Source organism: Bradyrhizobium sp. OAE829, assembly GCF_040546575.1.
GTDB lineage: Bacteria > Pseudomonadota > Alphaproteobacteria > Rhizobiales > Xanthobacteraceae > Bradyrhizobium.
In genome coordinates this window covers 8,153,236-8,179,057 of record NZ_JBEPOE010000001.1, presented here as the reverse complement: position 1 = coordinate 8,179,057, position 25,822 = coordinate 8,153,236, and the positions used below count along the sequence as shown (strand labels likewise).

General features: G+C 62.8%; 24 protein-coding genes and 1 pseudogene. 6 read left to right on the top strand and 19 right to left on the bottom strand.

Annotated features, from left to right (window positions below):
* Positions 1-26 precede the first annotated feature (26 nt).
* Positions 27-356: an iron-sulfur cluster insertion protein ErpA gene (erpA, locus tag ABIE49_RS38780; RefSeq protein ID WP_192739521.1), complete on the top strand. Its 330-nt coding sequence runs from the start codon at positions 27-29 to the stop codon at positions 354-356.
* Between the two features lie 16 nt (positions 357-372).
* Here the strand turns inward: erpA and ABIE49_RS38775 are convergent, their stop codons facing one another.
* From ABIE49_RS38775 to ABIE49_RS38765, 3 genes are read right to left on the bottom strand one after another with little or no spacing between them, the layout of a single operon-like run.
* The gene (locus tag ABIE49_RS38775; RefSeq protein ID WP_354067271.1) at positions 373-1,212 is read right to left on the bottom strand and encodes an amidohydrolase family protein; all 840 of its coding nucleotides are present in this window, start codon (positions 1,210-1,212) and stop codon (positions 373-375) included.
* A 17-nt stretch (positions 1,213-1,229) separates the two neighbouring features.
* On the bottom strand, positions 1,230-4,358 hold the full coding sequence (locus ABIE49_RS38770) for an efflux RND transporter permease subunit (protein WP_192739522.1): 3,129 nt from the start codon (positions 4,356-4,358) through the stop codon (positions 1,230-1,232).
* A gap of 3 nt (positions 4,359-4,361) precedes the next feature.
* Positions 4,362-5,492: an efflux RND transporter periplasmic adaptor subunit gene (locus ABIE49_RS38765; protein WP_192739523.1), complete on the bottom strand. Its 1,131-nt coding sequence runs from the start codon at positions 5,490-5,492 to the stop codon at positions 4,362-4,364.
* 157 nt (positions 5,493-5,649) lie between these two features.
* Here ABIE49_RS38765 and xth point away from each other — a divergent pair, with 157 nt between their 5' ends.
* Positions 5,650-6,441, top strand: coding sequence for an exodeoxyribonuclease III (gene xth / locus ABIE49_RS38760; RefSeq protein ID WP_192739524.1), 792 nt, complete (start codon positions 5,650-5,652; stop codon positions 6,439-6,441).
* Between the two features lie 38 nt (positions 6,442-6,479).
* Here xth and ABIE49_RS38755 read toward each other — a convergent pair whose 3' ends face one another.
* From ABIE49_RS38755 to ABIE49_RS38740, 4 genes and pseudogenes are all read right to left on the bottom strand, one after another.
* Positions 6,480-7,340 carry a tetratricopeptide repeat protein gene (locus ABIE49_RS38755; protein WP_192739525.1) on the bottom strand — a complete coding sequence of 287 codons (861 nt, stop codon included), beginning with the start codon at positions 7,338-7,340 and terminating at the stop codon, positions 6,480-6,482.
* Positions 7,327-7,965: pseudogene (locus ABIE49_RS38750) on the bottom strand (dihydroxy-acid dehydratase domain-containing protein); the annotation flags it as partial. The gene ABIE49_RS38755 and the pseudogene ABIE49_RS38750, both read right to left, overlap by 14 nt.
* Before the next feature lie 301 nt (positions 7,966-8,266).
* Complete coding sequence (locus tag ABIE49_RS38745) at positions 8,267-9,508, bottom strand: cytochrome P450 (protein ID WP_192739527.1); 1,242 nt, start codon at positions 9,506-9,508, stop codon at positions 8,267-8,269.
* 927 nt (positions 9,509-10,435) lie between these two features.
* Positions 10,436-10,600 (bottom strand): hypothetical protein, encoded by a 165-nt coding sequence (locus ABIE49_RS38740; protein WP_192739528.1) that lies wholly within the window; start codon positions 10,598-10,600, stop codon positions 10,436-10,438.
* A gap of 125 nt (positions 10,601-10,725) precedes the next feature.
* Here ABIE49_RS38740 and ABIE49_RS38735 point away from each other — a divergent pair, with 125 nt between their 5' ends.
* A complete protein-coding gene (locus tag ABIE49_RS38735; RefSeq protein WP_192739529.1) occupies positions 10,726-10,917 on the top strand; it encodes a hypothetical protein in 192 nt (63 codons plus the stop codon).
* Here ABIE49_RS38735 and ABIE49_RS38730 read toward each other — a convergent pair.
* The 3 genes from ABIE49_RS38730 to ABIE49_RS38720 all read right to left on the bottom strand — a co-directional run bounded on the left by ABIE49_RS38730 (position 10,914) and on the right by ABIE49_RS38720 (position 11,781).
* A complete protein-coding gene (locus tag ABIE49_RS38730) occupies positions 10,914-11,258 on the bottom strand; it encodes a response regulator (RefSeq protein ID WP_192739530.1) in 345 nt (114 codons plus the stop codon). The genes ABIE49_RS38735 and ABIE49_RS38730 overlap by 4 nt on opposite strands.
* 77 nt (positions 11,259-11,335) lie before the next feature.
* The gene (locus ABIE49_RS38725; protein WP_192739531.1) at positions 11,336-11,530 is read right to left on the bottom strand and encodes a hypothetical protein; all 195 of its coding nucleotides are present in this window, start codon (positions 11,528-11,530) and stop codon (positions 11,336-11,338) included.
* A 62-nt stretch (positions 11,531-11,592) separates the two neighbouring features.
* Positions 11,593-11,781 (bottom strand): hypothetical protein, encoded by a 189-nt coding sequence (locus ABIE49_RS38720; RefSeq protein ID WP_192739532.1) that lies wholly within the window; start codon positions 11,779-11,781, stop codon positions 11,593-11,595.
* Between the two features lie 294 nt (positions 11,782-12,075).
* Here ABIE49_RS38720 and ABIE49_RS38715 point away from each other — a divergent pair, with 294 nt between their 5' ends.
* On the top strand, positions 12,076-12,240 hold the full coding sequence (locus tag ABIE49_RS38715; RefSeq protein WP_192739533.1) for a hypothetical protein: 165 nt from the start codon (positions 12,076-12,078) through the stop codon (positions 12,238-12,240).
* A gap of 188 nt (positions 12,241-12,428) precedes the next feature.
* Entirely contained in the window at positions 12,429-14,675 is a 2,247-nt protein-coding gene (locus ABIE49_RS38710; RefSeq protein ID WP_192739534.1) for a lytic transglycosylase domain-containing protein, read from the top strand.
* 159 nt (positions 14,676-14,834) lie between these two features.
* Here the strand turns inward: ABIE49_RS38710 and ABIE49_RS38705 are convergent, their stop codons facing one another.
* The 9 genes from ABIE49_RS38705 to ABIE49_RS38665 all read right to left on the bottom strand — a co-directional run bounded on the left by ABIE49_RS38705 (position 14,835) and on the right by ABIE49_RS38665 (position 24,424).
* Positions 14,835-15,806, bottom strand: coding sequence for a tripartite tricarboxylate transporter substrate binding protein BugD (locus ABIE49_RS38705; protein WP_192739535.1), 972 nt, complete (start codon positions 15,804-15,806; stop codon positions 14,835-14,837).
* A 36-nt stretch (positions 15,807-15,842) separates the two neighbouring features.
* Positions 15,843-17,084: a threonine synthase gene (locus ABIE49_RS38700; RefSeq protein ID WP_192739536.1), complete on the bottom strand. Its 1,242-nt coding sequence runs from the start codon at positions 17,082-17,084 to the stop codon at positions 15,843-15,845.
* Between the two features lie 340 nt (positions 17,085-17,424).
* Positions 17,425-18,846, bottom strand: a complete 1,422-nt coding sequence (gene lpdA / locus ABIE49_RS38695) for a dihydrolipoyl dehydrogenase (protein WP_192739537.1) — start codon at positions 18,844-18,846, stop codon at positions 17,425-17,427.
* Between the two features lie 123 nt (positions 18,847-18,969).
* Positions 18,970-20,337 (bottom strand): pyruvate dehydrogenase complex dihydrolipoamide acetyltransferase, encoded by a 1,368-nt coding sequence (locus tag ABIE49_RS38690; RefSeq protein WP_192739538.1) that lies wholly within the window; start codon positions 20,335-20,337, stop codon positions 18,970-18,972.
* A 2-nt stretch (positions 20,338-20,339) separates the two neighbouring features.
* Complete coding sequence (locus tag ABIE49_RS38685) at positions 20,340-20,645, bottom strand: DUF5076 domain-containing protein (RefSeq protein ID WP_192739539.1); 306 nt, start codon at positions 20,643-20,645, stop codon at positions 20,340-20,342.
* Positions 20,646-20,651: 6 nt separating this feature from the next.
* Positions 20,652-22,055: a pyruvate dehydrogenase complex E1 component subunit beta gene (locus ABIE49_RS38680; RefSeq protein WP_192739540.1), complete on the bottom strand. Its 1,404-nt coding sequence runs from the start codon at positions 22,053-22,055 to the stop codon at positions 20,652-20,654.
* 56 nt (positions 22,056-22,111) lie between these two features.
* Positions 22,112-23,158, bottom strand: a complete 1,047-nt coding sequence (pdhA, locus tag ABIE49_RS38675; protein WP_192739541.1) for a pyruvate dehydrogenase (acetyl-transferring) E1 component subunit alpha — start codon at positions 23,156-23,158, stop codon at positions 22,112-22,114.
* A gap of 207 nt (positions 23,159-23,365) precedes the next feature.
* Positions 23,366-23,683 carry an FtsB family cell division protein gene (locus ABIE49_RS38670; protein WP_192739542.1) on the bottom strand — a complete coding sequence of 106 codons (318 nt, stop codon included), beginning with the start codon at positions 23,681-23,683 and terminating at the stop codon, positions 23,366-23,368.
* 189 nt (positions 23,684-23,872) lie between these two features.
* Positions 23,873-24,424: an NADPH-dependent FMN reductase gene (locus ABIE49_RS38665; protein ID WP_192739543.1), complete on the bottom strand. Its 552-nt coding sequence runs from the start codon at positions 24,422-24,424 to the stop codon at positions 23,873-23,875.
* Positions 24,425-24,685: 261 nt separating this feature from the next.
* On the opposite strand from ABIE49_RS38665, the gene ABIE49_RS38660 reads away from it, so the two are divergent.
* Entirely contained in the window at positions 24,686-25,786 is a 1,101-nt protein-coding gene (locus ABIE49_RS38660) for a S1C family serine protease (RefSeq protein ID WP_192739544.1), read from the top strand.
* Positions 25,787-25,822: the final 36 nt, after the last annotated feature.

The window sequence follows — 25,822 nt, the reverse complement described above, 5'->3', positions numbered from 1 at the left end:
ATGACGCCTTCGACCGGAGACCACGCATGACCACTGCCATCACCGTCAGCGAGCGGGCCGCCCGCCGCATCGGGCAAATCCTCAAGACCGAGGGCGACGGCGCCATGCTGCGCATCTCCGTCGAAGGTGGCGGCTGCTCCGGCTTCCAGTACAAATTCGACGTCGAGCACGCCCAGGCCGAGGACGACCTGGTGATCGCGCGCGAGGGCGCGGTGGTGCTGGTCGATCCGGCATCGGTGCCGTTCCTTGCCGGGTCGGAGGTCGACTTCGTCGACGACCTGATCGGCGCGTCGTTCCGGGTCGTCAATCCGAACGCCACCGCTTCCTGCGGCTGCGGCACCAGTTTTTCGATCTGAGCGATATCAGCGCGACCTAACGCTTCTCGGCGAACAGCGCCTTCGCATTGCCGTTCGCGATCTGCTCGGCGATTTTGGGCGATAGCTGCGCCAGCCATGCGCGATAGCTCGCCATGATCTCACCATAGCTCGCCCAGCGCTCCGGCACCCAGGTGTCCGATCCGAGCAGGAAGCGATCGGGATAGCGTTCGAACAGCGTCCGCCACTCAGCCGTCAGCTTGCCTGCGCCGTCGGTGATACCGCTGCGATACGACAACTCTCCCCACAGCTTTGGGTATTTCGACAGCATCGCCGTGACGCGATCGGTCGACAGCCCAAAGCCGGTATGCGCCCAGATGATCCGGGCCTTCGGATTGTGCCGCATCAGGATCTCGACCGCCTCGTCATCGGCATGGGCGTGCAGATAGAGGTCGTTGGCAACAGCAAAATCGACGGTCTTCTTCACCCACTCGTTCTCCGCCGACTTGCCCGACAGATGGAATTCGCCGATGCCGCGGTAATAGCCGCGCTTGAATTCATCCTGCACGAGATCGAAGATCACGGGATCGCCGAACCAGCTCTGGATATCTGACCGGACGCGGTAGGGCCGGATGAAAGGCACGACCTGCAGGCCCTCGGCCTTGGCATCCACCAGCGCATGCGTTCCGGCATTCGGGCGGCTGGTCGCGAGGATGCCGGTGACGCGATGTTTCCTGAACAGCGCGAGCACCTCGTCGAGCTGGTAATAGGGCTTTGGTTCCCAATTGTAATGCAGATGCGCGTCGAAGATTTCGATCGGCTCGGCCGCAACAGCCGCCGTCCCGCCAGTCCACGCAAGCGCGATCAGGACGACGATGCATCGCAAGGCGGTCCGCATTGCCCGCGCCGGGACCATTACTCGGCCGCGACCACGTGCGGCCGCTTGTCGTCGCCGGTTTCCTCGAGCTGCGGCTCGAGCCGGCGCTTCAGGCGGCGGTCGATGCGGTCGAGATAGATGTAGATCACGGGCGTGATGTACAGCGTCAGGAGTTGCGACAGGCACAGACCGCCGACCACCGCGACGCCGAGCGGCTGCCGCAGTTCGGCGCCGGCGCCAGCGCCGAGCGCGATCGGCAGCGTGCCGAAGATAGCGGCGAACGTCGTCATCATGATGGGGCGGAAACGCAGCAGCGCGGCTTCCCGGATCGCATGCTCCGCACTGAGGCCGACGCTGCGGCGCTCCAGCGCAAAGTCCACCATCATGATGGCGTTCTTCTTGACGATGCCGACCAGCATCACGATGCCGATCATCGCGATGACGGACATCTCCATTCCGAACAGCATCAGGGTCAGGATCGCGCCGATGCCGGCCGACGGCAGGCCGGAGATGATGGTGATCGGGTGGATAAAACTCTCGTAGAGGATGCCGAGGATGACGAAGGCGGCGAACACGGCGGCAAGGATCAGGACGCCCTGCCCGCGCAGCGAATCCTGGAACACCTGAGCCGTTCCGGAGAAGCCGGTGGCAATGGTCGCCGGCAGGTTGGAACTCTGCTCGAGCGTGGTGATCTTGTCGACCGCATAGCCCAGCGAATAGCCGGGCGCGAGGTTGAACGAAATCGTCACCGCCGGCTGCTGCGCCTGATGGTTGATTTGCAGCGGCCCCACCGTCGGAACCAGCTTCGCCACCGCCGACAGCGGAATGGTCTGGTTGTTCTGGGTCTTCATGTAGAGCCTGGACAGGTCGGACGGATCGACCCGGAACTGCGGCTGCACTTCCAGGATGATCTGGTAGTCGTTCGACGGCATGTAGATGGTGCCGACCTGACGCGAGCCGTAGGCGTTGTAGAGCTGGTTGCGAACCTGGTCGACGGTGACGCCGTAAACCGCGGCTTTCTCGCGGTCGATGTCGACCGTCATCTGCGGGTTCTTGATGTAGAGATCGGTGGTGACGTCGAGCAGGCCCGGCACCTTCTCGATCCTGTCGCGCATTTCCGGCGCCAGCCGGTACAGCGAGTCGGTGTCGCCGCTCTGCATCACGTACTGGTATTGGCTCTTGGAAATCCGCCCGCCGATATTGAGGTTCTGGATAGGCTGGAAGAACGCCTGCATGCCTGGAATCTGGCGGGCCTTGCTCCGCAGCCGCCCGATGATCGTCGTGAGGTTGTCGCGCTCCTTCTTCGGCTTCAGCGCGATGAACAGCCGTCCGTAATTCGCCGTCGCGTTCGGTCCGCCGGCGCCGACGGTGGAATTGATGTATTCGACCGCGGGATCGCCTCTCAGCACCGCGACCAGCGCCTGCTGCCGCTCCTTCATCGCATCGAAGGACGTGTCGGTCGCAGCCTCGGTCACGCCGATCAGGAAGCCGGTGTCCTCCTGCGGAAAGAAGCCCTTCGGCACGATCATATAGAGGTAGACGGTGCCGCCCAGCGTCGCCAGCGTCACGGCCAGCATCAGCGCCTTGCGCGCCAGCACCCAGTCGAGCGTCCATTCATAGGCACGCAGCCAGGATTCGAACATCGCCTCGAAACCGCGAAGCACGATGTTCGGCTTCTTGTTCGGGTCGTGCGCCCGCAACACGCGCGCGCACAGCATCGGCGTCAAGGTCAGCGAAACGAATCCCGACACGATGATCGCGACCGATACCGTCACCGCGAATTCGCGGAATACCCGGCCGACGATGCCGCCCATCAGGAGCACCGGGATGAACACGGCGATCAGCGAGAAAGTGATCGAAATGATCGTGAATCCGATCTCGCGCGCGCCCTTCAGCGCCGCCTCGAACGGCCGCATCCCATGCTCGATATGGCGGACGATGTTCTCCAGCATGACGATGGCGTCGTCGACCACGAACCCGACTGACAGGGTCAGCGCCAGCAGCGTCATGTTGTTGATCGAATAGTCGAGCGCGTACATCACCGCGCAGGTGCCGAACAGCGAGATTGGAACCGCCAGCGCCGGAATGAAGGTCGCCGACGCCGAGCGCAGGAACAGGAAAATGACGAGGATGACCAGCACGATCGCGATCAGCAGCGTCTCCTCGACGTCGGCGACCGCCTGACGGATGGATACCGAGCGATCCATCAGCACGTTGATCGACACCGATGGCGGGATCTGGGCCCGCAGCACCGGCAATTTAGCCAGGATGCCATCGACCACCGCCACCGTGTTGGCGTCCGGCTGTTTCTGGATGCCGAGCACGATCGAGCGCTCGTCGTTCAGCCAGGTTGCGATCCGCTCGTTCTCGACGCTGTCGTAGATCTTTGCGACCTCGTCGAGCTTGACCGGCGAACCGTTGCGCCAGGCCACCACGATCTTGCTGTAGTCAGCCGCCTTGTCCATCTGGCCGGAGGCCTGCAGCGCCACGTCCTGCTTCGGGCCGTTCAGCGTGCCGACCGGGGTCGACGAATTGGCGGCCGAAACCGCGGCGCGGATGTCTTCGAGCGACAATCCGCGCGCCGCGGCGGCTTCCGGATCGGCCTGGACGCGAACGGCGAACTTCTGCGCGCCGTAGACACTGACCTGCGCGACGCCCGGTATCTGCGACAAGGTCTGGCCGATGGTGATTTCACCATATTCGTTGACCGCCGACAGCGGCAGCGTCGGTGAACCAAGCACCACGAACAGGATCGCGAAATCGGCCGGGTTCACTTTTCGGAAACTCGGCGGGATGCGCATCTCGATCGGCAACCGCCGTTGCGCGATGGTCAGCGCCGTCTGCACGTCGAGCGCAGCGGAATCGATGTTGCGGTTGAGATCGAACTGGATCGTGATCGAGCTGGTGCCCTGCGAGGAATTCGACGACATCGAAGAGATGCCGGCGATGGTCGAGAGCTGGCGCTCGATGACGCCGGCCACAGATGATGCCATCGTCTCCGCGCTCGCGCCCGGCAAGGTCGCGGTCACGGCAATGGTCGGGAAGTCGACCCGCGGCAGCGCCGATACCGGCAGCAGGCGGAAGCCGAAGATGCCGAATGCAATGATCGACGCCGTGATCAGCGTCGTCATGACCGGCCGGCGGATGCAGAGCTCCGAGAGCGTCATCGGCTACGCCCCCGCCTTCTTTGTCCGCGGTTCGACCCGCGTTCCGTCCGAGAGCAGCAATTGTCCGTCGACCACCACGCTTTCGTCGCCGGCGAGCCCTTCTGAGATCACCGACATGCCCTGCGAGGTACGATCGACCGTGACCGATTGAACCTTCGCTGTGCCGTCCTTGACGACGAAGACGAAATTGCCGCTCTGGCTGCGCTGCACGGCGACCGTCGGAACCACGATCGCATCTTCGCTGCGGATCGTCAGCCGGGTCGCGACCAGGGTGCCCGGCCACAAGGTCTCGTTCTCGTTGTTCATGATGCCGCGCACGGTGACCATGCCGGTGGTGGCATCCACCGTGTTCTCGACCATCGCAACCTTGCCGCTTTCCGAGCGCTGATGACCCGGGATCGTCGCGGTCACCCCGGATGCCCCCTTCGCCATCGACTCACGCAGATCGACCAGCACGCGCTGGGGGACGGCGAAAGTCACGTAGACCGGCGCCATCTGGTTGATGACGGCGAGCGCCGCGAGATCGGCCGGCCGCACGAAATTGCCGACCTTGACGTTGGCGGCACCGACCCGGCCCGAGAACGGTGCGCGGATCGTGGTGTAGCTTTTCTGGACCTTCAGATTGTCGAGCGCCGCCTGGTCGGCCTTGATGGTTCCGGCCAGGATGTCGGCCGTCGTCTTGGCGTTGTCGAGATTGACCTGCGTGGTGGCGCCCTTGCCGATCAGTTCGCTGTAGCGCCGGACATCGCGCAGCGCGCCTTCGAGCTGGGCCTGGTCCTTCGCCAGCACCCCCTCGGCCTGCTCGATCTGGGCGTCGATCTGGCGCGCATCGAGCGTGAACAGCAGGTCGCCTTCGTTGACCTTGGCGCCGTCCTGGAAATGGACCGATACGATGGTGGTTTCCAGCCGCGACTTCAGCGCCACGCTGGAGATCGGCGTGACGGTTCCGTTGGCGTCGACATCGACGGGCACGGACTTGCGCTCTGCCTTCGCCAATTCGACCGAGACCATCCGCGGGCGCTGCGGCCCCTGCGCGCTGGCATTGCTCCCCATCCACGAAGAGCGCGTTGTGTAGGCCGCGACGGCGACGATGCCGATAATGCCGGCAAAAAGTATCCAGTTACGCTTTTTCATAATTTTTCACGTCCGCCGGTCCGCAAAGGGCGGGACAGCTGCTCCCGACCCCCTTGACGGCGACTTTTACGCCTTATTTCTAGATAGTTATCACAGCCTCGCGGCACATGGTATGCCACTGCAGCGAAAATGTGTGATTACAATCCGGGCTTTTGCAATGCGTATTGCTACGTGGAACGTCAATTCGGTTCGGCAACGGATCGACCATCTGCTGACCTGGCTGAAGGACTGCGCGCCTGACGTCGTCTGCCTGCAGGAAATCAAATGCATCGATGACGCCTTTCCGCGGCTCGAGATCGAGGCGCTCGGCTACAACGTCGTCACCCACGGTCAGAAGACCTTCAACGGCGTCGCGCTGTTGTCGAAGCTGCCGTTCGAGGAGACCAAATCTGGCCTAGCCGGCGACGACGAGGACGCCCATGCCCGGTTCCTGGAAGGCGTGATTCCCCTGAAAAAGGGCGTGCTGCGCATCGCCTGTCTTTATTTACCCAACGGCAACCCGCCAGATACGGACAAATATCCCTACAAACTCAAATGGATGTCGCGGCTTCTTGAATACTCTAGGGAGCGACTTAAGGCGGAAGAGCCGCTGATCCTGGCGGGCGATTTTAACGTCATTCCGGCGGCAGCCGACGTCTACAATCCCTCCGCCTGGGCCAAGGACGCCTTGTTCTTGCCGGCGACCCGCGAGGCCTTTCAATCCCTCCTCGGCCTCGGCCTGACCGACGCGCTGCGCGCCGTGAACGACGCTCCCGGGCAATACACGTTCTGGGACTATCAGGCCGGGGCCTGGCAGAAGAACTGGGGCATTCGGATCGACCATTTGCTGCTGTCGCCGCAGGCCAGCGACCGGCTCACCAATGTCGGCGTCGATAGCTACGTGCGTGCCTGGGAGAAGCCGTCGGACCATGTCCCGGTCTGGGCCGATCTCGATCTCGAAACCGCCTGAGCGAATAAGCGCCGCCCAATGCAGGAAGCCGCGGGGAATCAGTCCCGGCGGCCCTGCACCCAGTGCTCGAGCATCTGCAGCGCCATGGCGCGGTCGTCGCCGGAGGCTTTCGACATCGCCCGGGTGTAGCTTTCCTTGATCCAGGCCTCGTCCGGCGTCGCACTCTCGCTCGCCAGGGTCAGCCACATCAGCCCCCGCGCGCGCTGCGGCGGCAGCCGGTCGCCGTTGAACAGCATCTGGCCGAGCAGCGCCTGCGCCTGATGCTGGCCTTTCTGGGCGGCCAGACCAAGCCAGCGGGCGCCATAGCGGAAATCTTCCCGCGAAGCATCCGGGGTCTTCAGATAGAGCCGCGCCAGGTCGTACTGGGCGTCGGCATTGCCGAAATAGGACGCGGCATAGGAGAACATCTCCCGCGCCCGCTCCCGGTCGACCTTGACCTTCGAATTGGGAATGCCGTTGAGGTAGTACCGCCCCAACGCCACGAACGCGTTCGCCACAATCGTCGCCTGAGGCGCCGACGGGCTATCCTCGGCGTGCTGGTTGGCAATGCGGCTGAAATATTCGAACGCCCGCAGGTCGTCCTGGGTGACGCCATCGCCGTTGGCATACATCCGGCCGAGCTTCCACTGGGCCACGGGATGACCGCCTTCAGCGGCGTATTGCAGGGAGGTGAGTGACGGCGCGGTGGCGGCAGCCGCCGCGGTTGCCGGCGGAATCGCCTTTTTTGCGCCTGGAATACCCAAGGCCTGGGCGTTCAACGCCTGGGCGGCGGGCTGGGAAACCACGGGAAGAGCGGCATCTTTGGGATTTACCGGCGCACCATCGAACGCGAATCCGGAGCCTGCCACCGGCGCGGCCCCTAACATCAACGCAAGAATGATACGCCTAGATGTCCGCATAACACTGTTTCTCGTGCGCACCGTCTGGATGGGAAACAGCGCCACCCATCGCCTGCCCGGTCCTTTGGGCGTCCTTCCACAGCGCAGCCGATTTGAGGTTAGTCGCTCGGGACTGCCGTTTGGTCTCATGTTCAGGGGCGTCGGCGCCGGTCAACTTTACGTTAAGACTCGCCGCGGCGTTCTCTTCGCGGTCCAAGCCGCGGACAGAACTTGAAAATTCAGAACCTGGAAATTTCGGCTTCGACATGCCCGCGACCTTCACGACCGCACCTTCCTGCGCAAAATCTTTTTGGCCAACGATACCGCCCCTGGCGGCCATCGGCTTTACGCTCTTGAGGTTTTCGGCGATCGTCCGGCCCGTGGCGGTAAGGCAATTCCCGCGCAGCTGGCCGTTGTCGAGCAGCGTCTTCATCAGAAGCGATATGCTCCCAATTTCCTGTATGTCTTTGGCAACATAACGGCCGCTCGGCTGCAAACCCGCGGCATACGGAGTCTTTTTGAAGATTTCCCCCGCGAAGATTTTGGCGCCGTCGATCAAGTCGAATCTGGTGCGGCAGTGATTGGCGATCACCGGCAGGTGCGGTGCAGCATTGCCGGCACCGAAGGAAGCCGCGATGACGGCGGCATAGGGTTGCGGCGCGCGCGCGGGACCCGCCGTCACATGACAGCTCGGCAGCCTGTCCTTGATGTTGCTCCTTGCGTCCATCGCGAACCTGTTTCCCCAGCCGACTCGTCTTGGCGAGCGCTGTGGCCATCAGCCTATGAAGGCATGATTTCATGCAGGGGTGTGGCTAAATAGCGGCGCAGGCAATAGCTGGCTGCTTTGACGGTTAAATGTTCAGGAACTGTTGCGGCCACGCAACAATCGTGGCAAGTGGGCAACGATCGACGGCACAACCCGCACAGGCTGTGGAGCAAAATTCTCGCTACCCTTGTTTGGCGCCACCCGGGCCGCTTGTTTGCCTGATCGCCACCACCGGCAGCCGATCGATCGCGCGCAGGCCGGGCCGCTTGCGCCATTTGATTTCGGATGGATCGACCGCCAGCGTCAGCTCGGGCCAGCGCCGGAACAGCGATTTGAGCGCGCATCGACCTTCGATCCGCGCCAGCTGATGGCCGAGGCAAAAATGGATTCCGGTGCCGAACGCGATGTGCCGGTTGGGTCTGCGCTGCAGGTCGAGCCGCTCGGGATGCGGATTGGCTTGCGGGTCCATGTTGGCGGCGGCGAGCATCGCCATGACCTTTTCGCCCTTCCTCACCTGCACGCCGCCAAGATCGACATTCCGGCGCACATAGCGCGGCTTGGTGAATTGCACCGGCGTGATGAAGCGCAGAAATTCCTCGACCGCCAGATCGAGCCGGCTTTCGTCCCCACGCAGCCAGTCGCGCAATCCGGGATTCTTCAGAAGCTCGAACGCCGATCCGCTGATCAGATGCGTCGTGGTCTCGTGGCCGGCGAACAGCAGCAGGAACACCATCGACACGATCTCCTCACGGCTGATCTTCCCGCCGTCCTTTTCGACGCGCACGATCTCGGCGATCAACCCCTGCCCGCCTTGCCGGCGAACGGTTTCGAGATGCTGCTCGACATAGCGTCGCATGGCAAAAATCTTCGGCATCATGCCGAGGAAGCCGAGCGCACCGGTGAAGCGGGTAAAGCCGCTGGCCCAGGCAGTGAATTTGGCGCGGTCGGCGAGCGGCAGCCCGAGCAGTTCGCAGATCACCGACAGCGGCAGCCGGCGCGCAAAACGTTCGACGAGATCAGCCGGACTGCCATCGGCGAACAGTTCATCGGCAAGCTGGTCGCCGATCGCCTGGATATGCGGCTCCATGTCGAGCACGGCACGGCGGCGGAACGCTTCATCGACGATGTCGCGCAACCGCTTGTGATCGGGCTCGTCCATCGACAGCATACTGTTGGCGAGCGTGCGCACGATGCCCGGCATCCACCATTGCAGCCCGGCGACATTGCCATCGTCGCGGCGGATGGTGAAGGTCCCGGTATCCTTGAGCACCTGATCGGCAAGCGCTTGCGTGGTCGTGGCCCACACCTTGCCGATGATCGGAAAGTGCACTTCCACCACAGGCCCGGTGGTGCGCAGCTTCTCGATCGCGGCGGCGGGATCGCGAAAGAACTCCTGGCTGGTGAAGTCGGCCTGTAAATTCATGCGCGTTTCCTTCGACGAAGTCCGACGTCGGATATGCGAGCTCGGCGTAATATTTCCAGACCCAATGAGTAACGTCATTGCGAGGAGCGATAGCGACGAAGCAATCCACTCTTTCTTCCCGCGGAACGACAGATTGCTTCGCTGCGCTCGCAATGACGGCGACGGAGCGGCTCCGCACAATGCTGTCATCCCCGTGCAGGCGGGGATCCAGTACGCCGCAGCCTCTCGGTTCAATCATTGGCGTCTCTGGGATACTGGGTCGCCCGGTCAAGGCCGGGCGATGACACCGAATATGGGTTAGCGATCTCGCGACGCATTGCGCCCGAGCTTTGCTGGAAATTTCCTTGCCCTCGAAAACAGAGGGCGCAGGGAAGACCGGGTGCGCGCTGCACCCGCGGTCCCGTGTGCGGTTTGCACTAAGTAGGCTGCACACGAGCATACAGGGCAGCGGAGAACACCCGGCCTTCCCTGCGCAATGGCTTTACGGCTTATGCCGTGATCTCCCCGGAGACGAGTTCTTGGTTGACTCCGTCACCGCCGGTTCAGCTCACGCTTAGCCGACGGCTTGACGCCGGCAACGGGCGCCAGGACCACACGGTTTTGCCGTACGCTTATCCACGCCATCGTCTCGGCGTAAATCAGCGTCCACCGCAACCCGTCCAACGTCCGTGACGACGGCCGACGCCCTTCTGAGTAGGACGGGATGGCCAAAGATGCGCACTGATTTGGGTCGGCTGACAACAGAAATATTTTTGATTTACGGAATTTTTCTACTTGACACAATTTCCGTAAATCAGAATTGATTTGCCCGTCGGGTTGATTTGTCGCACATCACCTGCCGTCAGCGCGATATGGCACAGCGCCACGCGTGGTAATGAACTTTCGAATGTTCAGCGCAGGCCGGATCATCCGGCACGCCACATCTGATCACAATTTGTGAAGCTCGGTCTCGCCCGAAAGGCGATCGCCCGCGATCCCCGTGGCGAGCGGGCCATCGGCCCATTTGGCCGCCTCCATCCTCAGCGGATCAAGTTTATCGCAGAACACGCATTTCAGTTCGACCCTGCCGCTCAAGCCGGAGGTGCGGACCATTCTTTTTCCGCAGCCCAAACACCGCGTCACCCGATCCATCTTCTGACTCCTGTTGCACGGTAATTGCACTGGGGAACTTTTGTTCCAATCGGAGGTTCCCTTTCTGGGGCGTATTGGAGAGTGCCATGCAAACGGCCATTGACCGCGTGATGAAGACCTACGGAATGATGGTCAATCTCACTTCGGAGCAGGAACGGCAGGCCAGGGACGAAGTCGCCAGATTTCTCGAAGGCAAGCGCTTCGATGAACGCACGCTGGCCGTTGAAGGCCTCAAATATCTGAAGGGCCGTCCCTCAAGGCGGCGGGAGCCGATCTAGTTCAGGACGGCATCGAGTAGCTCGTCCGGCAGATAGGGTTTCATCAGGAAGCGCGTATCCTGCGGAATGTAAGGTGGGCCGCGTCCGGACACCATCACCACGTTCAAAAGGGGGAACTTGCGTTTGGCGTACTGCGCCAGCGCGACGCCGGACATTTCGCCCGCGAGATTTACGTCCGTCACCAGCGCCCGCAGTTCAGTGCCGGTCGCAACCAGCACGAGTTCGGCAGCCTCCGCGCTCGCGCACTCGACCACTTCGAGGCCTTGCTCCTTCAGCAGGTCAGCCAAATACGCCCGCTGCAACGGGTCGTCTTCCACAACAAGAGCAATGAAGTTCATCATGGCGGCCTCCTGGATTACCCAATCCCGGAAAGCCGTTATTGTTCAACCGGCCCTCGCCTGGCCACGATCGTGCTGGCTTAAGGATTTCCCGATGTATCGCGGTTTTGTTCGACCGCCCTTATCGCCACGTTGGTAAGCCGCATGCGACTGCGCACACCTGCGCGCCAGGCGTCCGCGATGGCGTTTGCGGCCACGGCCTGCGTCTCCCGGAATTCGACGGCCTGCTCCGTGCGAATGAGATAGTCCATCGCGATGTTGAGCGCGTCGTCCATCACATTGTCGAATTCGCCAAACCGCCAAGGGTACATGGGACGCCCCTGAACCGGAGATGATCTCATCCTTGAAGGTCACCACGCGTCGTGCCGGACGCCGAGCGGTCGATCTTCTCCAGCCTCTCGGCGTCGGCGTCGTACTGTTTGGACAAGTCTTTCAATTTCACGGAGGCCTCAAGGTCGCTGATCGTCAGCGCGAGGCGGCCTGCTCGTCGGGCCTGTTCTCTGAGATCTTCGCTTTGCTTGCTCATCTGAGCTTACCCCGAGAGTCCGCTAACCGACACAAGTGTCATTCGTTCCGGGGCGGCCGCATCTTCTGCTTTGGGGAGCGAAAGCCGGTAAAGGAAGCGGCCCCAGTGGGAGGGGGCTAAATGGCTGGGGCCGCCATTCCGCATCGGACGCAAATCAGCGGTAATCGCCCGATGGACTAAACCAAGTTCCCAAGGAAATGTTGGTTCCAAATCACGGCGGCTTGTTCTGGTTCCGGGAACACCACCCGGCCCCATCCGGTTTTATTCGTGGGGCAGCAAGATTGGTGTGCTGCCATGTGGACCTCGCTCCTGGCGCTCTCCGTCGCCGCCATTGTCCTCGCGGCAATCGTGGTCGGTGGCCTGTTCCGCCTTGCGGCTTTGAAGCGGCCCGACGACCTGAAGGCCCCGTCCCAAGCGGACGAATGGGCCTCCTCGCACGAACTGCAGACGCCCAAATAGGTCAGCCGCGCTGCTGGATTCCAGCGATCTTCGGGTTCCATTTGGCGCGCGGTTTCCCGCGCGCTGTTGCACCGATGCGACAATTGATTAATCGATCTCATGCTACCTCTCGGACGGCTCGGGCCGCACGCGACGTGCGATTCTTGGTTTGTGACTCTTGGTTTGTGACTCATGGGGAGCACCATGGAATGAACCGTTGCTTGCGCTCACTGTCCTGTCTTCTCGCCGCAACAGCGCTCGCCCTGTTCGCGCCCGAGGCGACGGCGCGGACCAATCCCAAACAGCAACCCGCCAAAAAAACGCACGATGCGAAGAAGCCGCACGATGCAAAGAAAACGCTCGACGCGAAAAAGGATGCCGGTCCGCAACGCAACGCCGCGGTCGAAAAGCGCCGCCACGCGAAACTTGCGAAGAACGCGAAACATGCCGATGCGAAGAAGAAGTCAAAGCGTGCAAAGGACGCCCTTGCTCCCAATGAAACCAAAGAGGCAGCTCCGGCACTGACCGGCGATCTTGCGCTGGTGAAGGAAGCGATCAATCTCGCGCGCAAGGCCAAGACCGACGAGGCGACCGCGACGCGCAACAGGATCGCCGATCCGGCCGCCCAGAAGCTCGTCGAATGGTTCATCCTGCGCCACTCCGAGACCACGGCGAATTTCGGCCGCTATGCCGCCTTCATCGCCGCCAATCCGGAATGGCCGAGCGCGGCGCAGCTGCGCCGGCGGGCCGAAGCGCGGCTGTGGCAGGAGCGCGCCGACGGCGCCAAGGTTCGCGGCTTCACGGGTGAGGTGCCGATCAGCGCCAGGGGCAAACTGGCGCTCGCGCGCGTCAAGCTCAGTGAAGGCGATCGCGACGGCGCGGGCCGGCTGGTGCGCGACGCGTGGCGGTCGGACGAATTGTCGGAGCGCGTCGAACCCGACGTGCTGGAGCTGTTCCGCGACCTGCTCACCCGCGACGACCACCGCGCGCGCATGGACAAGCGCATCGGCGCCAAGGATCTCGCAGGCGCGAAGCGTGCCGCAAAACTCCTCGGCGACGACGACCTGGCGATCGTAAAGGCCTGTGCCGCGGTCAGGGGCAAATCGAACAAGGCCAAGGATGCGCTCGACGACGTCCCGGTCGAGGCGCGCGCCGATCTTGGCTACACGCTGTGCCGGATCCAGTGGATGCTCGCCGAGAAGCGCATCGACGACGCGGCCCGCCTGATGCTGGCGGCGCGGCCTGAGACGATGGCGCTGCAGGACACCGATCAATGGTGGCGCGAGCGGCGCTCGCTCGCCCGCAAGCTGCTCGACGAAGGCAAATTCCTGACCGCCTACCAGGTCATCCAGCCCGCGGCGCTGGCGGCCAACGAGTACTACCGGTCCGACTACCACTTCATGTGCGGCTGGATCGCCCTGCGCTATCTCGATGAACCCATTAGCGCACGCGAGCATTTCGCCCGCATCGACGAGGGCCAGGCCAATCCCACCGTGCTGTCGCGGGCGAATTACTGGCGCGGGCGGGCCGCCGAAACCCTTGGCAACAACGACATGATGCGCGCAAGCTATGAAGCAGCCGCACGCTACCCGACCGCCTATTACGGTCAGCTCGCGCACGCAAAACTTGGCCGCGACAAGATCGAATTGCGCCCGCCCTCGCCGGCTCTCGCCTCGGCCGACGCTTCGAGCATCGACGAACGCGTTCGCGCCGCCGACATGCTGTACGAAATCGGCGAGCGCGACGTCGTGCTCTATTTCGTCACCGATCTCGGCGAACAGAGCTCCGACGTCACCGTGCTCGAAGCGCTCGGCGAACTCACCGGCCGCCGCAACGATGCCCGCGCGATGTTGCAGATCGGAAAACCCTCGCTCGGCCGCGGGCTGGCGCTCGACCATTACGCGTTCCCGACCATCGGCATTCCGCCGCACAAGCAGATCGCGCCCGAGATCGAGCACGGCATGATCTATTCGGTGGCGCGCACCGAGAGCGCGTTCGACCAGCGCGACAAGTCTCACGCCAACGCGGTCGGACTGATGCAGATCACCCCGGAGGCCGGACGCGACACCGCCAAGCGCTTTGGCGTCAAATATGATTGGGACCGGATGGTTTCCGATCCCGTCTACAACACCCAAATGGGCGCCGGCGAGCTCAGCGCGCTGCTCAGCGAATACAAGGGCTCGCACATCATGACCTTCGCCGGCTACAACGCCGGTCGTGGCCGGGTCCGGGACTGGATCAAGGCGTATGGCGACCCGCGCGATCCCAAGGTCGATCCGGTCGACTGGGTCGAGCGCATTCCGTTTTCCGAGACGCGAAACTATGTCCAGCGCGTGATCGAGAATCTGGCGGTCTACCGCGTCCGCTTCGACAGCGGCACGGCGATGGCGACGAAGAGCGGCGAGCGCGTCGCGACGCAGGAGAGCAATGCGGCGCCGCTATCTCCGGCGCAATAAAACGATGACCGTCGTCCCGGCCTTGAGCACAGATGCGCAATTGCGCATCGGGGGACTCATACGCCGCGGCGATCATTTTGCGAAAGGTGCTAACGCCAGTGTCTCCACCGATGGGCCGCGGCGTATGGGTCCCGGCGTTCGCCGGGACGACAGCAAGCCTTAATCCACCTTCACATTCGCGGCCTTGATCATCGGCCACCACTTTTGGATTTCCGCCTTCTGCCACTCACCAAGCGCTTCGGGCGTCAGCTTGTCCTTCGGCGTCATCTGCAGGCCGAGGTTTTCGAGCTGTTTGCGTACCGACGGATCGTTCAGCGCCTCGACAGCGGCGGCGTTCAGCCTGGTGACGATTTCCTTCGGCGTACCCTTCGGCACCCACAGGCCCGACCACAGCGTCATGTGAAATCCGCCCAGGCCCGCCTCTTCTGCGGTCGGGATGTCGGAGGCGGATTCCGAGCGCTTGGTATCGGTGACGGCATAGCCGCGGATGTTTCCGGCGCGTACCTGGTTGATCGAATTGGAGAGCTGATCGACGATCATATCGATCTGTCCGGCCACGAGATCGTTCATGGCCGGCCCGGTGCCGCGATACGGCACATATTGCAGCTTGATGCCGGTGACGTTCTCGAAATAGAGCCCGGCGATGTGACTGCCCGATCCGGCGCCGGCGGTGCCGGTCGCCGCCGGCTCGGGCCTCGCCTTCAGCCACGCCAGCAATTCGCCCAGCGATTTAGCCGGCACCGCGTTCTTGCTGACGACGATCATCGTGTTGCTCGGCAGCAGCACCACCGGCTCGAGATCGGTGACGAGGTCGTAGCCGAGCTTGTTGTAGATCGCACCATTGGCCACGTGGGTGCCGAGATGGCCGAAGCTGATCGTGTAGCCGTCCGGCGGTGACCGCACTGCGCGGCCGACGCCGATCGATCCGGCGGCGCCGGTGACATTCTCGATCTGGACGACCTCGCCGAGCGTCGTCTTCATGCGCTCGGCCAGGATTCGCGCCATCACGTCCGACGGGCCGCCGGCGGAGAACGGCACGATGATGGTGATGGGACGCGAAGGAAAATTCTGCGCGACCGCGGCGCCGCCGAACGCCAATATTGCAAGTGCCGCCAGAAATAATCTTCGCATCATAAGGCTCCCATCAAAAATGGCGCCGCGCGATAATCAGAATTGCGCGTAGTCGATCGGCTGATGACGATCGAGCGTGCGCGTGACCGGCGGCAACGGATACTTAAGCCCTGTCGCACAATTGAACAGCATCACGCGATCATTTTTCGTGACGCGGCCGTCGGCAAGGCTTTGCTGGTAGGCAGCATAGGTCGCAGCACCCTCCGGACACAACAAAAAGCCTTCCTCGCGCGCGACTTCATTGAGTGCAGCAGAAATCTTCTCGTCATCGACCGCAATGGCGAAACCCTTGCTCTCGCGGACCGCGCGCAGGATCAGAAAATCTCCGACCGCCTGCGGCACGCGAATGCCGGACGCGATAGTGTGGGCATCCTCCCAGCGCGGCGCGTGCTCGGTGCCGTTCTCGAAGGCGCGCACCATCGGCGCACAGCCCGAGGCCTGCACCGCCACCATCCGCGGACGTTTTGAACCTATGAAGCCGATGGCCTCGAGCTCGGCAAACGCCTTCCACATCCCAATCAGGCCGGTGCCGCCGCCGGTCGGATAGAAGATCACGTCGGGCACCTCCCAGCCGAGCTGCTCGGCGAGCTCCAGCCCCATCGTCTTCTTGCCTTCGATCCGGTACGGCTCCTTCAGGGTCGATGTGTCGAACCAGCCCGCCTTGGCCTTGCCTTCACCGACGATCTTGCCGCAGTCATCGATCAGGCCGTTGACGCGGTAAACCGTCGCGCCCTGCAGTTCGATCTCGCTGACATTCACTTCCGGCGTATCGGCGGGGCAGAAGATCGTGGTCTTGATGCCGCTGGAGGTGGCGTAGGCGGCGAGCGCCGCGCCGGCATTGCCGTTGGTCGGCATCGCCATGTGCTTGATGCCGAGCGCCTTGCCCATCGACACCGCCATCACGAGGCCGCGGGCCTTGAACGAACCCGTGGGGAGACGGCCCTCATCCTTGACGATGATCTCGCCGCCGCCGAGCTTCTTGCCGAGCTTCGGCAGCCGGATCAGCGGCGTCGTCACCTCGCCGAGGCTGACGATATCGCTGACCTTGCGCACCGGGAGCATCTCGCGGTAGCGCCACATGTCCGCCGGCCGCTGCGCCAGCGCTTCCTTGGTCAGCGCCTTCTTCACGCCAGCAAGATCGTAGCGCACCAGCAGCGGCTTGTTCGCCTTGGAGAGATTGTGGATCTGGTCGGCGGGATAATGATCGCCCTCCATCGCGCATTCGAGATGGGTCACGAACGTCGGACGTTCGATGGTCAGGTTGTCGTTGTCTTTCACGGGCTTGTTCTTTCTTGTTTTTCGGCTGAATTCTTCTCATGCTTCAGTGAAATTGGCGATTGAGCCACGGCACACGCTGTCGTGCCTCGGTCTCGGCCGTATCTGCTGAGTCATAAATTCCGCAATCGGGGCCTGGCCGTCCCCACCCTTCTTCTACCTCGTCTGTATTTGACGAATCTCCGATTGGACCGTCGGGGTGTGGCGCATTCGAAGCTCGCAAAACAGCTAAGGCTGCGGAACGCCATTGCATCCGGAAGGTATAACGGCCGTCCGATCGCTGCGAAATCAGCACGCGCTCATTGCCGTCAGGGCTCTCGAGCGTTTTGATGCACATAGCGTTCTACATGTTCAATACGCGGCCATAGGCATCGAGCACCGCTTCCTTCATCATTTCAGACAGCGTCGGATGCGGGAAGATGGTGTGCATCAGCTCTTCTTCCGTCGTCTCCAGATTCATCGCCACGACGTAGCCCTGGATCAGTTCGGTGACCTCGGCGCCGATCATGTGAGCGCCGAGCAATTGGCCGGTCTTCTTGTCGAAGATCACCTTGACCAGGCCCTGGTCCTCGCCGAGCGCGATCGCCTTGCCGTTGCCGACGAACGGGAAACGCCCGATGCGGATTTCGCGGCCGCCCTCTTTCGCCTTGGCCTCGGTGAGGCCGACCGAGGCGACCTGCGGATGGCAATAGGTGCAGCCGGGAATGAGGTTCTTGTCCATGGCGTGCGGATGCAGGCCCTTGATCGCCTCGATGCAGACCACGCCCTCATGCTCGGCCTTGTGCGCCAGCATCGGGGGGCCGGCGACGTCGCCGATGGCGTAGATGCCGGGAACGTTGGTCTTGCCGTAACCGTCGATCACCACGCAGCCGCGATCGGTTTTGACGCCGAGTTTTTCCAGCCCGAGGTTTTCGATATTGCCGACGACGCCGACGGCTGAGATCACCCGGTCGACCTCGATGCTCTGCGTCTTGCCCTTGCCGTCGTCGATGGTGGCGATGACGCTGTCGCTCTTCTTCTCAAGTTTCGTCACTTTGGTATTGGTGAGGAGCTTGATGCCCTGCTTCTCGAACGCCTTGTGGGCGAACTTCGATATTTCGGCGTCTTCCACCGGCAGGATCTGCGGCAGCACTTCGACGACAGTCACTTCGGAGCCCATGGTGCGGAAGAACGAAGCGAACTCCATGCCGATCGCGCCGGAGCCGACCACCAGCAGCGACTTCGGCATCTTGTCCGGCACCATCGCCTCGAAATAGGTCCAGACCAGCTTCTTGTCGGGCTCAAGCCCCGGCAGCACGCGCGGCCGCGCGCCGGTGGCAAGGATGATGTGCTTGGCCTGATAGGCGCCCTCACCCAAGGTACCCTTCGGGGCCTCGACCGCGGATTTCTTCACCGTGACCTTGCCCGGCGCGTCGATCGAGGCGTCGCCCCAGATGATCGAAACCTCGTTCTTCTTCATCAGGAAACCGACGCCGTCATTGAGGCGCTTCGAGACCCCGCGCGAGCGCTGCACCACCGCCTTCGGGTCGTAGGACACTTTTTCCGCCGACAGCCCGTAATCCTTGGCGTGCTGCATGTAGTGGTAGATTTCCGCCGAACGTAAGAGCGCCTTGGTCGGGATGCAGCCCCAGTTCAGGCAGATGCCGCCGAGGTATGATTTCTCGACGATCGCGGTCTTGAAGCCGAGCTGCGCCGCGCGGATCGCGGTGACGTAGCCGCCGGGGCCGGAGCCGATGATGATGACGTCAAAGGAGGTGTCGGCCATGCGCTCATTCTCATCATTCAACCGGACTATTCGCTTCCGTCATTGCGAGGAGCACTTGCGACGAAGCAATCCATGTTTCCGGCGGTGAAATGGATTGTTTCGCTACGCTCGCAATGACAGCTGTCACACCATCATCATGACGGGGTTTTCGATCAGCCGCCTGAAGGCGCCGATCAACTCGGCGCCGAGCGCGCCGTCGATGGCGCGGTGGTCGCAGGACAGTGTCGCGCTCATCACGTGCGCGGCCTCGATCTTGCCGTTGCGCACCACCGCCCGCTCTTCGCTGGCGCCGACCGCGAGGATCGTCGACTGCGGCGGATTGATCACGGCCGTGAAATGACTGATGCCGAACATGCCGAGGTTGGAAACGGACGACGTACCGCCCTGATATTCCTGGGGCTTGAGTTTTCGCGTCCGCGCGCGGGCTGCGAGGTCCTTCATCTCGTTCGAAATGGTCGACAGCGACTTGCTCTCCGCATTGCGGATGATCGGCGTGATCAGGCCGCCGGGCATTGCCACGGCGACACCGACGTCGGAATGCTCGTGCTTGACCATGCCGGCTTCGGTCCAGCTGACATTGCAGTCCGGCACCTGCTGGAGCGCGACGGCGAGTGCCTTGATGACGAAGTCGTTGACCGAGAGCTTGTAGAGCGGCTTCTTCTCCTTGTCCTTGGGAGCAGCCGCATTGATCTGCTCGCGCGCCTCGAGCAGCCGTCCGATGTCGCAGTCGATGGTGAGGTAAAAGGTCGGAATGCTCTGCGTGGCCGCGGTCAGGCGCTGGGCAATGGTACGGCGCATGCCGTCATGCGGCACGATTTGGTAGGAGCCTTCCTCGAACAGCGCGAGGATCTGCTTGTCCGACATCGCGGGCGCGATGCTCGGAGCGACGCCAGGCGCAGCCGCTGGCGCCTTGAGGCCCTTGCCGGATTTGGCTCCTTCGACGTCGCGCGCGACGATGCGGCCGTGCGGGCCCGAGCCGTTGATGCGCCCGAGTTCGATGCCGGCTTCCTTGGCGAGGCGCCGGGCAAGCGGTGACGAGAACACGCGGGCGTGGCCATTGGCTTGAGGAGTTGCGGCTTGCGGGGCGGAAGCCGCCGCCTGCGGCGCGGCAGCCTGCGTCGGCCCGGCTGCGGCAGGCTTCGGCGCAGGCGCGGCGGCAGCAGGCGCCGGCGCGGCAGGTGCTGCGGCGGGCGCGGGTGCAGCTTTTGCAGCCGGTGTTGGCGCGGCTCCCGCCGCCTTCACGTCCTCGCCATCCCCGGCCAGGACCGCGATGATGTCATTGACGGGAACGTCCTGCGTGCCTTCAGGCACCAGGATCCTGGCGATCGTGCCCTCGTCGACGGCTTCGACTTCCATCGTCGCCTTGTCGGTCTCGATCTCAGCGATCACGTCGCCGGACTTGACCTTGTCGCCCTCTTTCTTGAGCCACTTGGCAAGGTTGCCCTTTTCCATCGTCGGCGACAGCGCGGGCATCAAAATGTTGATCGGCATTGTCAGTGACCCTGTTGCGACCGCAACGTGGTGTTACCCACGTCAGTCGGCCGATTTATCTCGGCTTCGAACATTTCGACGATACGCGCCAGCGCCTCGTCCTCGGTGTGGCCGCTTTCGCGCGCATAGGCCCTCGCCGCATGGCGCGCGATATCGACCAGCAGCAGGCCCCACATATCCGGCTCCTCGAACGCCCGCTGGAACGCGATCGAGAGCCCGCCATCGACCACGAAGGCGCGCAGCACCTCGATCGCGTCATCGCGACCGATGACATCGGGCGGTAAGGGTTGCTCCTTGGGACCGGCCATCGGAGTTTACCGGTATGAAACGGCTTTGGCGGCGGCGACCACCTCGGCGACATTGGGCAATGCGAGCTTTTCCAAATTCGCCGCATAGGGCATCGGCACGTCCTTGCCCGACACCCGCGCCACCGGCGCATCCAGATAGTCGAAGGCGTGCTCCATGATGCGGGCGGCGATCTCGGCGCCGACGCCGCTCTGCTGCCAGCCCTCCTCCACCGTGACCGCGCGGCCGGTCTTCTTGACCGAGGCGATGATGGTGTCGGTGTCCATCGGGCGCAGCGTGCGCAGGTCGATCACCTCGGCCTCGATGCCTTCTTTTGCCAACTCATCGGCGGCCTTGAGCGCGTAGCTCATGCCGTTCGACCAGGAAATCAGCGTGACGTGGCTGCCGGAGCGGACGATGCGCGCCTTGCCGATCGGGATCACGTAGTCGTCGAGTTTCGGGACTTCGCCGGTGTGGCCGTACAGCATCTCGTTTTCGAGGAAGATCACCGGGTTGGGATCGCGGATCGCAGCTTTCAGCAAGCCCTTGTAGTCAGCGGCCGAGAACGGCGCGACCACTTTCAATCCCGGAATCTGCGAGTACCAGGCCGAATAGTCCTGACTATGCTGGGCGGCGACGCGGGACGCGGCGCCGTTGGGGCCGCGGAACACGATCGAGCAGCCCATCTGGCCGCCGGACATGTACAGCGTCTTGGCCGCCGAATTGATGATCTGGTCGATCGCCTGCATCGCGAAGTTGAACGTCATGAATTCGACGATCGGCTTCAGGCCGGACATCGCCGCGCCAACGCCGACGCCGGCAAAACCATGCTCGGTGATCGGCGTATCGATCACGCGCTTGGCGCCGAATTCCTGCAGCAGGCCCTGCGTCACCTTGTAGGCGCCCTGATATTCGGCGACCTCCTCGCCCATGATGAACACGTCGGGGTCGCGCCGCATCTCTTCGGCCATGGCGTCACGCAGCGCTTCGCGGATGGTCTGGGAAATCATCTCGGTGCCCTCAGGCACTTCCGGATCGGGCTCGGCCACGGCAGCCGGTGCCGCGGTCGCCTTCGGCGCCGAGATCATCGGCTTGCCTTCGCCGACCGGCGAACGGGACTCCTCGACTTCCTTGGCGACACTCGGCGCGGGAGCCGGTGCTGCGGCCTTCCCGAGATCGGCGGCGCTTTCGCCGTCAGCCAAAATGGTCGCGATCGGCGTGTTGACCGCGACGTCGTTGGTACCTTCCGGGATCAATATCTTGCCGAGCGTGCCCTCATCGGTCGCCTCGACTTCCATCGTCGCCTTATCGGTTTCGATCTCGGCGATGACATCGCCCGACTTGATTGTCTCGCCTTCCTTCTTCAGCCATTTGGCAAGGTTGCCCTTCTCCATGGTTGGCGAAAGCGCAGGCATCAATACTTGAATGGGCATATCAGCTCCCGGGATCACTCTTTAGTTTTGTTCTGCGCTACGTCGTTGGACGCGTATCAACGATAGACGTCGGTCCAGAGTTCGGACGCATCGGGCTCGGGATCGCGCTGGGCGAAATCCGCCGACTCGTTGACGATCTCGCGCACTTCGGCGTCGATGGCCTTCAATTCCTGCTCGGTGACCTTGGCCGCCAGCAGGCGATTGCGCACCTGCTCGATCGGATCCTGGTCGTGGCGGACCTTTTCGACCTCCTCGCGGGTCCGGTACTTCGCCGGATCCGACATCGAATGGCCGCGGTAGCGGTAGGTCTGCATTTCCAGGATGAACGGCCCCTTGCCGGCGCGGCAATGCGCCACCGCCTTGTCGCCGGCGGCCTTCACCGCACGCACGTCCATGCCATCGACCTGCTCGCCGGGGATGTTGAAGGAAATGCCGCGCTTGGAGAAATCGGTCTGGGCGGACGAGCGCGTCACCGACGTTCCCATGGCGTAGCGGTTGTTCTCGATGATGTAGATCACCGGCAGCTTCCACAGCTCCGCCATGTTGAAGCTCTCATAGACCTGCCCCTGGTTGGAGGCGCCGTCGCCGAAATAAGCGAGGCTGACGAAATCATTGCCGCGGTAGCGGTTGGCGAAGGCCAAACCCGTCCCGAGCGAAACCTGGGCGCCGACGATGCCGTGGCCGCCGTAGAAATTCTGCTCCTTGCTGAACATGTGCATGGAGCCGCCCTTGCCCTTGGAATAGCCGCCCTGGCGTCCGGTCAGTTCGGCCATCACGCCCTTGGCTTCCATGCCGCAGGCCAGCATATGCCCGTGGTCGCGGTATCCAGTTATGACCTGATCGCCCTTTTTCAGGGCCATCTGCATGCCGACGACGATGGCTTCCTGGCCGATATAGAGATGGCAGAAGCCGCCGATCGCGCCCATGCCGTAGAGCTGGCCGGCCTTTTCCTCGAAACGGCGGATCAGCAGCATATCCCGAAGGGCTGCCAGTTCCTGCGCCTTGGTGAATTCCGGTGGGGCGCCGAAGCCCTTCTGTTGACCTTTCTCTTTCCCATTTTCCTGCCCTGCTTCCTTGGTGACGGTTTTTTTGGGTACGGCCATGGCAATTCCGGATGAGAGAGAAGATCAGCCTCTCTAACCCAACTCAAACCGCCGTGAAAGGATTGCGTGCGCTGGAGAAAATATTGCTATGCCGCAGTGCAACGCGGCGCGACATTTTTGTAATCGATATCGCGAGATTTTGAAATTTGCGGAATCCGGTCGGCCGTCATCCCGGCGTAACAGTCGGGGCGCGCGAGCGGCTGAAAGCTAATTCGGCTTGAGGACCTTGATCAGGTCGCGTGGGTTGGCGTAGTCGAGCTGGAAGCGTGCGCGCTCGTCCAGCATGTCAGGGTCGACCCGGTCTGAGCGGAGCAGCGAAACGCGCTGCTCGCCCTGGGCCCGTTCCCGCTTCAGCCGCGCCAATTCGGACGTCAGCGCGATGATCTCCTGATCGAGCTCCTGCCGCGCGTTGAGCCCGTATTTGCCGGTATAGGCGTTGACGCCGAAATAGCCGACCATCAGCGCCGCCATCGTGTAGAGGGCGAGCCCGGTCAGTATCGATTTCAGTCGGGTGCGGGAGACCATGACGCCAAGATGCGACGGTCAGGTTAATGGAATCCTAAAATGACGGACTCGGGGCACAAATCATGCCCCCGTCATGCCTGCGACAAACGCGCAGGGTTTACGCAAGGGAGCGAAAGCGACGAAGCAATCCATTCTTCCTTTTTGGGGCTATGGATTGCTTCGCTTCGCTCGCAATGACGGCGAAACCGCTTAGCGGTTCTGCTTCTCGATAAAGGCCGCGAATGCATCGATGTATTGCTGCAGCGTCTTCTGCAGCGTTTCCTTGGTGAGCGCGCCCTTGTCGTCGAAGGCATCGCCGACGCCATTCAGGTAGATCTCGGGCTGGCCCAGAATCGGACCCGTGATGCCCGGCAGGATGTTCTGCAGATGCTTGGCCGCGCTGACGCCGCCGAGCGCGCCCGGCGAGTTGCTGACGATGCCGACCGGCTTGCCGAGGAACGAACTCTTGCCATAGGGGCGCGAGCCGACGTCGATGGCGTTCTTCAGGACGCCCGGGATCGAACGGTTGTATTCCGGCGTCACGAACAGCACGCCGTTCGACTTCTGCAGTTTTTCGCGGAACGCCAGCCAATCGGCCGGCGGGGCGGCTTCCAGATCCTGGTTGAAGAAGGAAATCCCGTCCAGCGTCGTGACGTCGAGCTTCAGCGAGGCCGGCGCGAGCTTGGCCAGGGCATTGGCGATCTTGAGAGAAAAGCTCTCCTTGCGGAGCGAGCCGACGATGGTGACGATGGTGTGAGCCATTGGAATTCCCTTTTGAAGCTGAAGCGCCGGCGCTCACTTACGCCACATCGACACAAGGATGCAAGTGCATGAAATGAGCAATTCTGGAAACGCAGCGTTTGCGCAATGCTTGTGGATCAAGAAAAAGTGCTTGAGCCAACGCTGAAGAGCATCCGCCCGGGGCACACATCTTGCGGATCGGCGCGGAGGAACCAACTTGGCCGACGAGCCTTATGAATGGAATCTCAGCGCCGATGGCCCCGTCGGCTTCGGAGTAAATTCATGCCCTCGCGTTTTTTCCAGGCGGCTATCGTCGTCCTGATCGTGCTGCTCGCCGCTCTGGTCGGACAGCCTTATCTCGACCGGCTGCTGTTCGCGGCCACCACCCCGCGGCCCGTGACGGCGAGAAGTGATCTTGCGGAAGCCGAGCGTGCGACCGTCAGCCTGTTCGAGCGGGTATCGCCATCGGTCGTTCAAGTCGTCGGCGCCGCGCCCGGTGCCAGTTCGACGGATCTCGAGGGCGAAGCCGGACGCGAGCAGAGCGGCACCGGCTTCGTCTGGGACGGCGCCGGACATATCGTGACGAACAATCACGTGGTTGCCGGAACCAGGGATGTTGCGATCCGCTTCGCCAGCGGCGAAGTCGTCGGCGCCTCGATCGTGGGGACAGCGCCGAACTACGATCTTGCGGTCGTCAGGGTGCGGAGCACCCGCAACCTGCCCAGTCCGATCACGGTCGGCAGTTCGGCCGACCTGAAGGTCGGCCAAGCCGCCTTCGCCATCGGCAACCCGTTCGGCCTTGACCAGTCGCTCACGACGGGCGTGATCAGCGCCTTGAAGCGGCGGCTGCCGACAAGCGCGGGGCGGGAAATCGGCAACATGATTCAGACCGACGCCGCGGTTAATCCCGGCAATTCCGGTGGCCCGCTGCTCGATTCCGCAGGGCGCCTGATCGGCGTCACCACGGCAATCATTTCTCCGTCCGGCTCCAACGCCGGCATCGGATTCGCCATTCCGGTAGACACCGTGAATCGGGTCGTGCCTGAACTTATCCAGAAGGGACGCGTTCCGACTCCGGGCATCGGGATCGTCGCCGCCAACGAGGCCGTGGCAACCCGGCTCGGCATTGAAGGCGTCGTGGTGGTGCGGACAATGCCGGGCTCACCCGCCGCGACAGCCGGATTGCGCGGCATCGACCAGGTCGCGGGTGAACTCGGCGACATCATCACCAGCGCCAACGGAAAGCCGACCAGGCGGCTGTCCGATTTGATCGAGCAGCTCGAGGCCGTGGGCGTCGGGCGGGAAATCGAACTTTCGATCAAGCGCGGCGATCGAACGACGTCCGTTCGGGTCAAACTGGAAGACGTCGGACGTTCGGGCTAGGCCGCCAACAGGCGGCCTGCCCTGTGATTTTCCCGT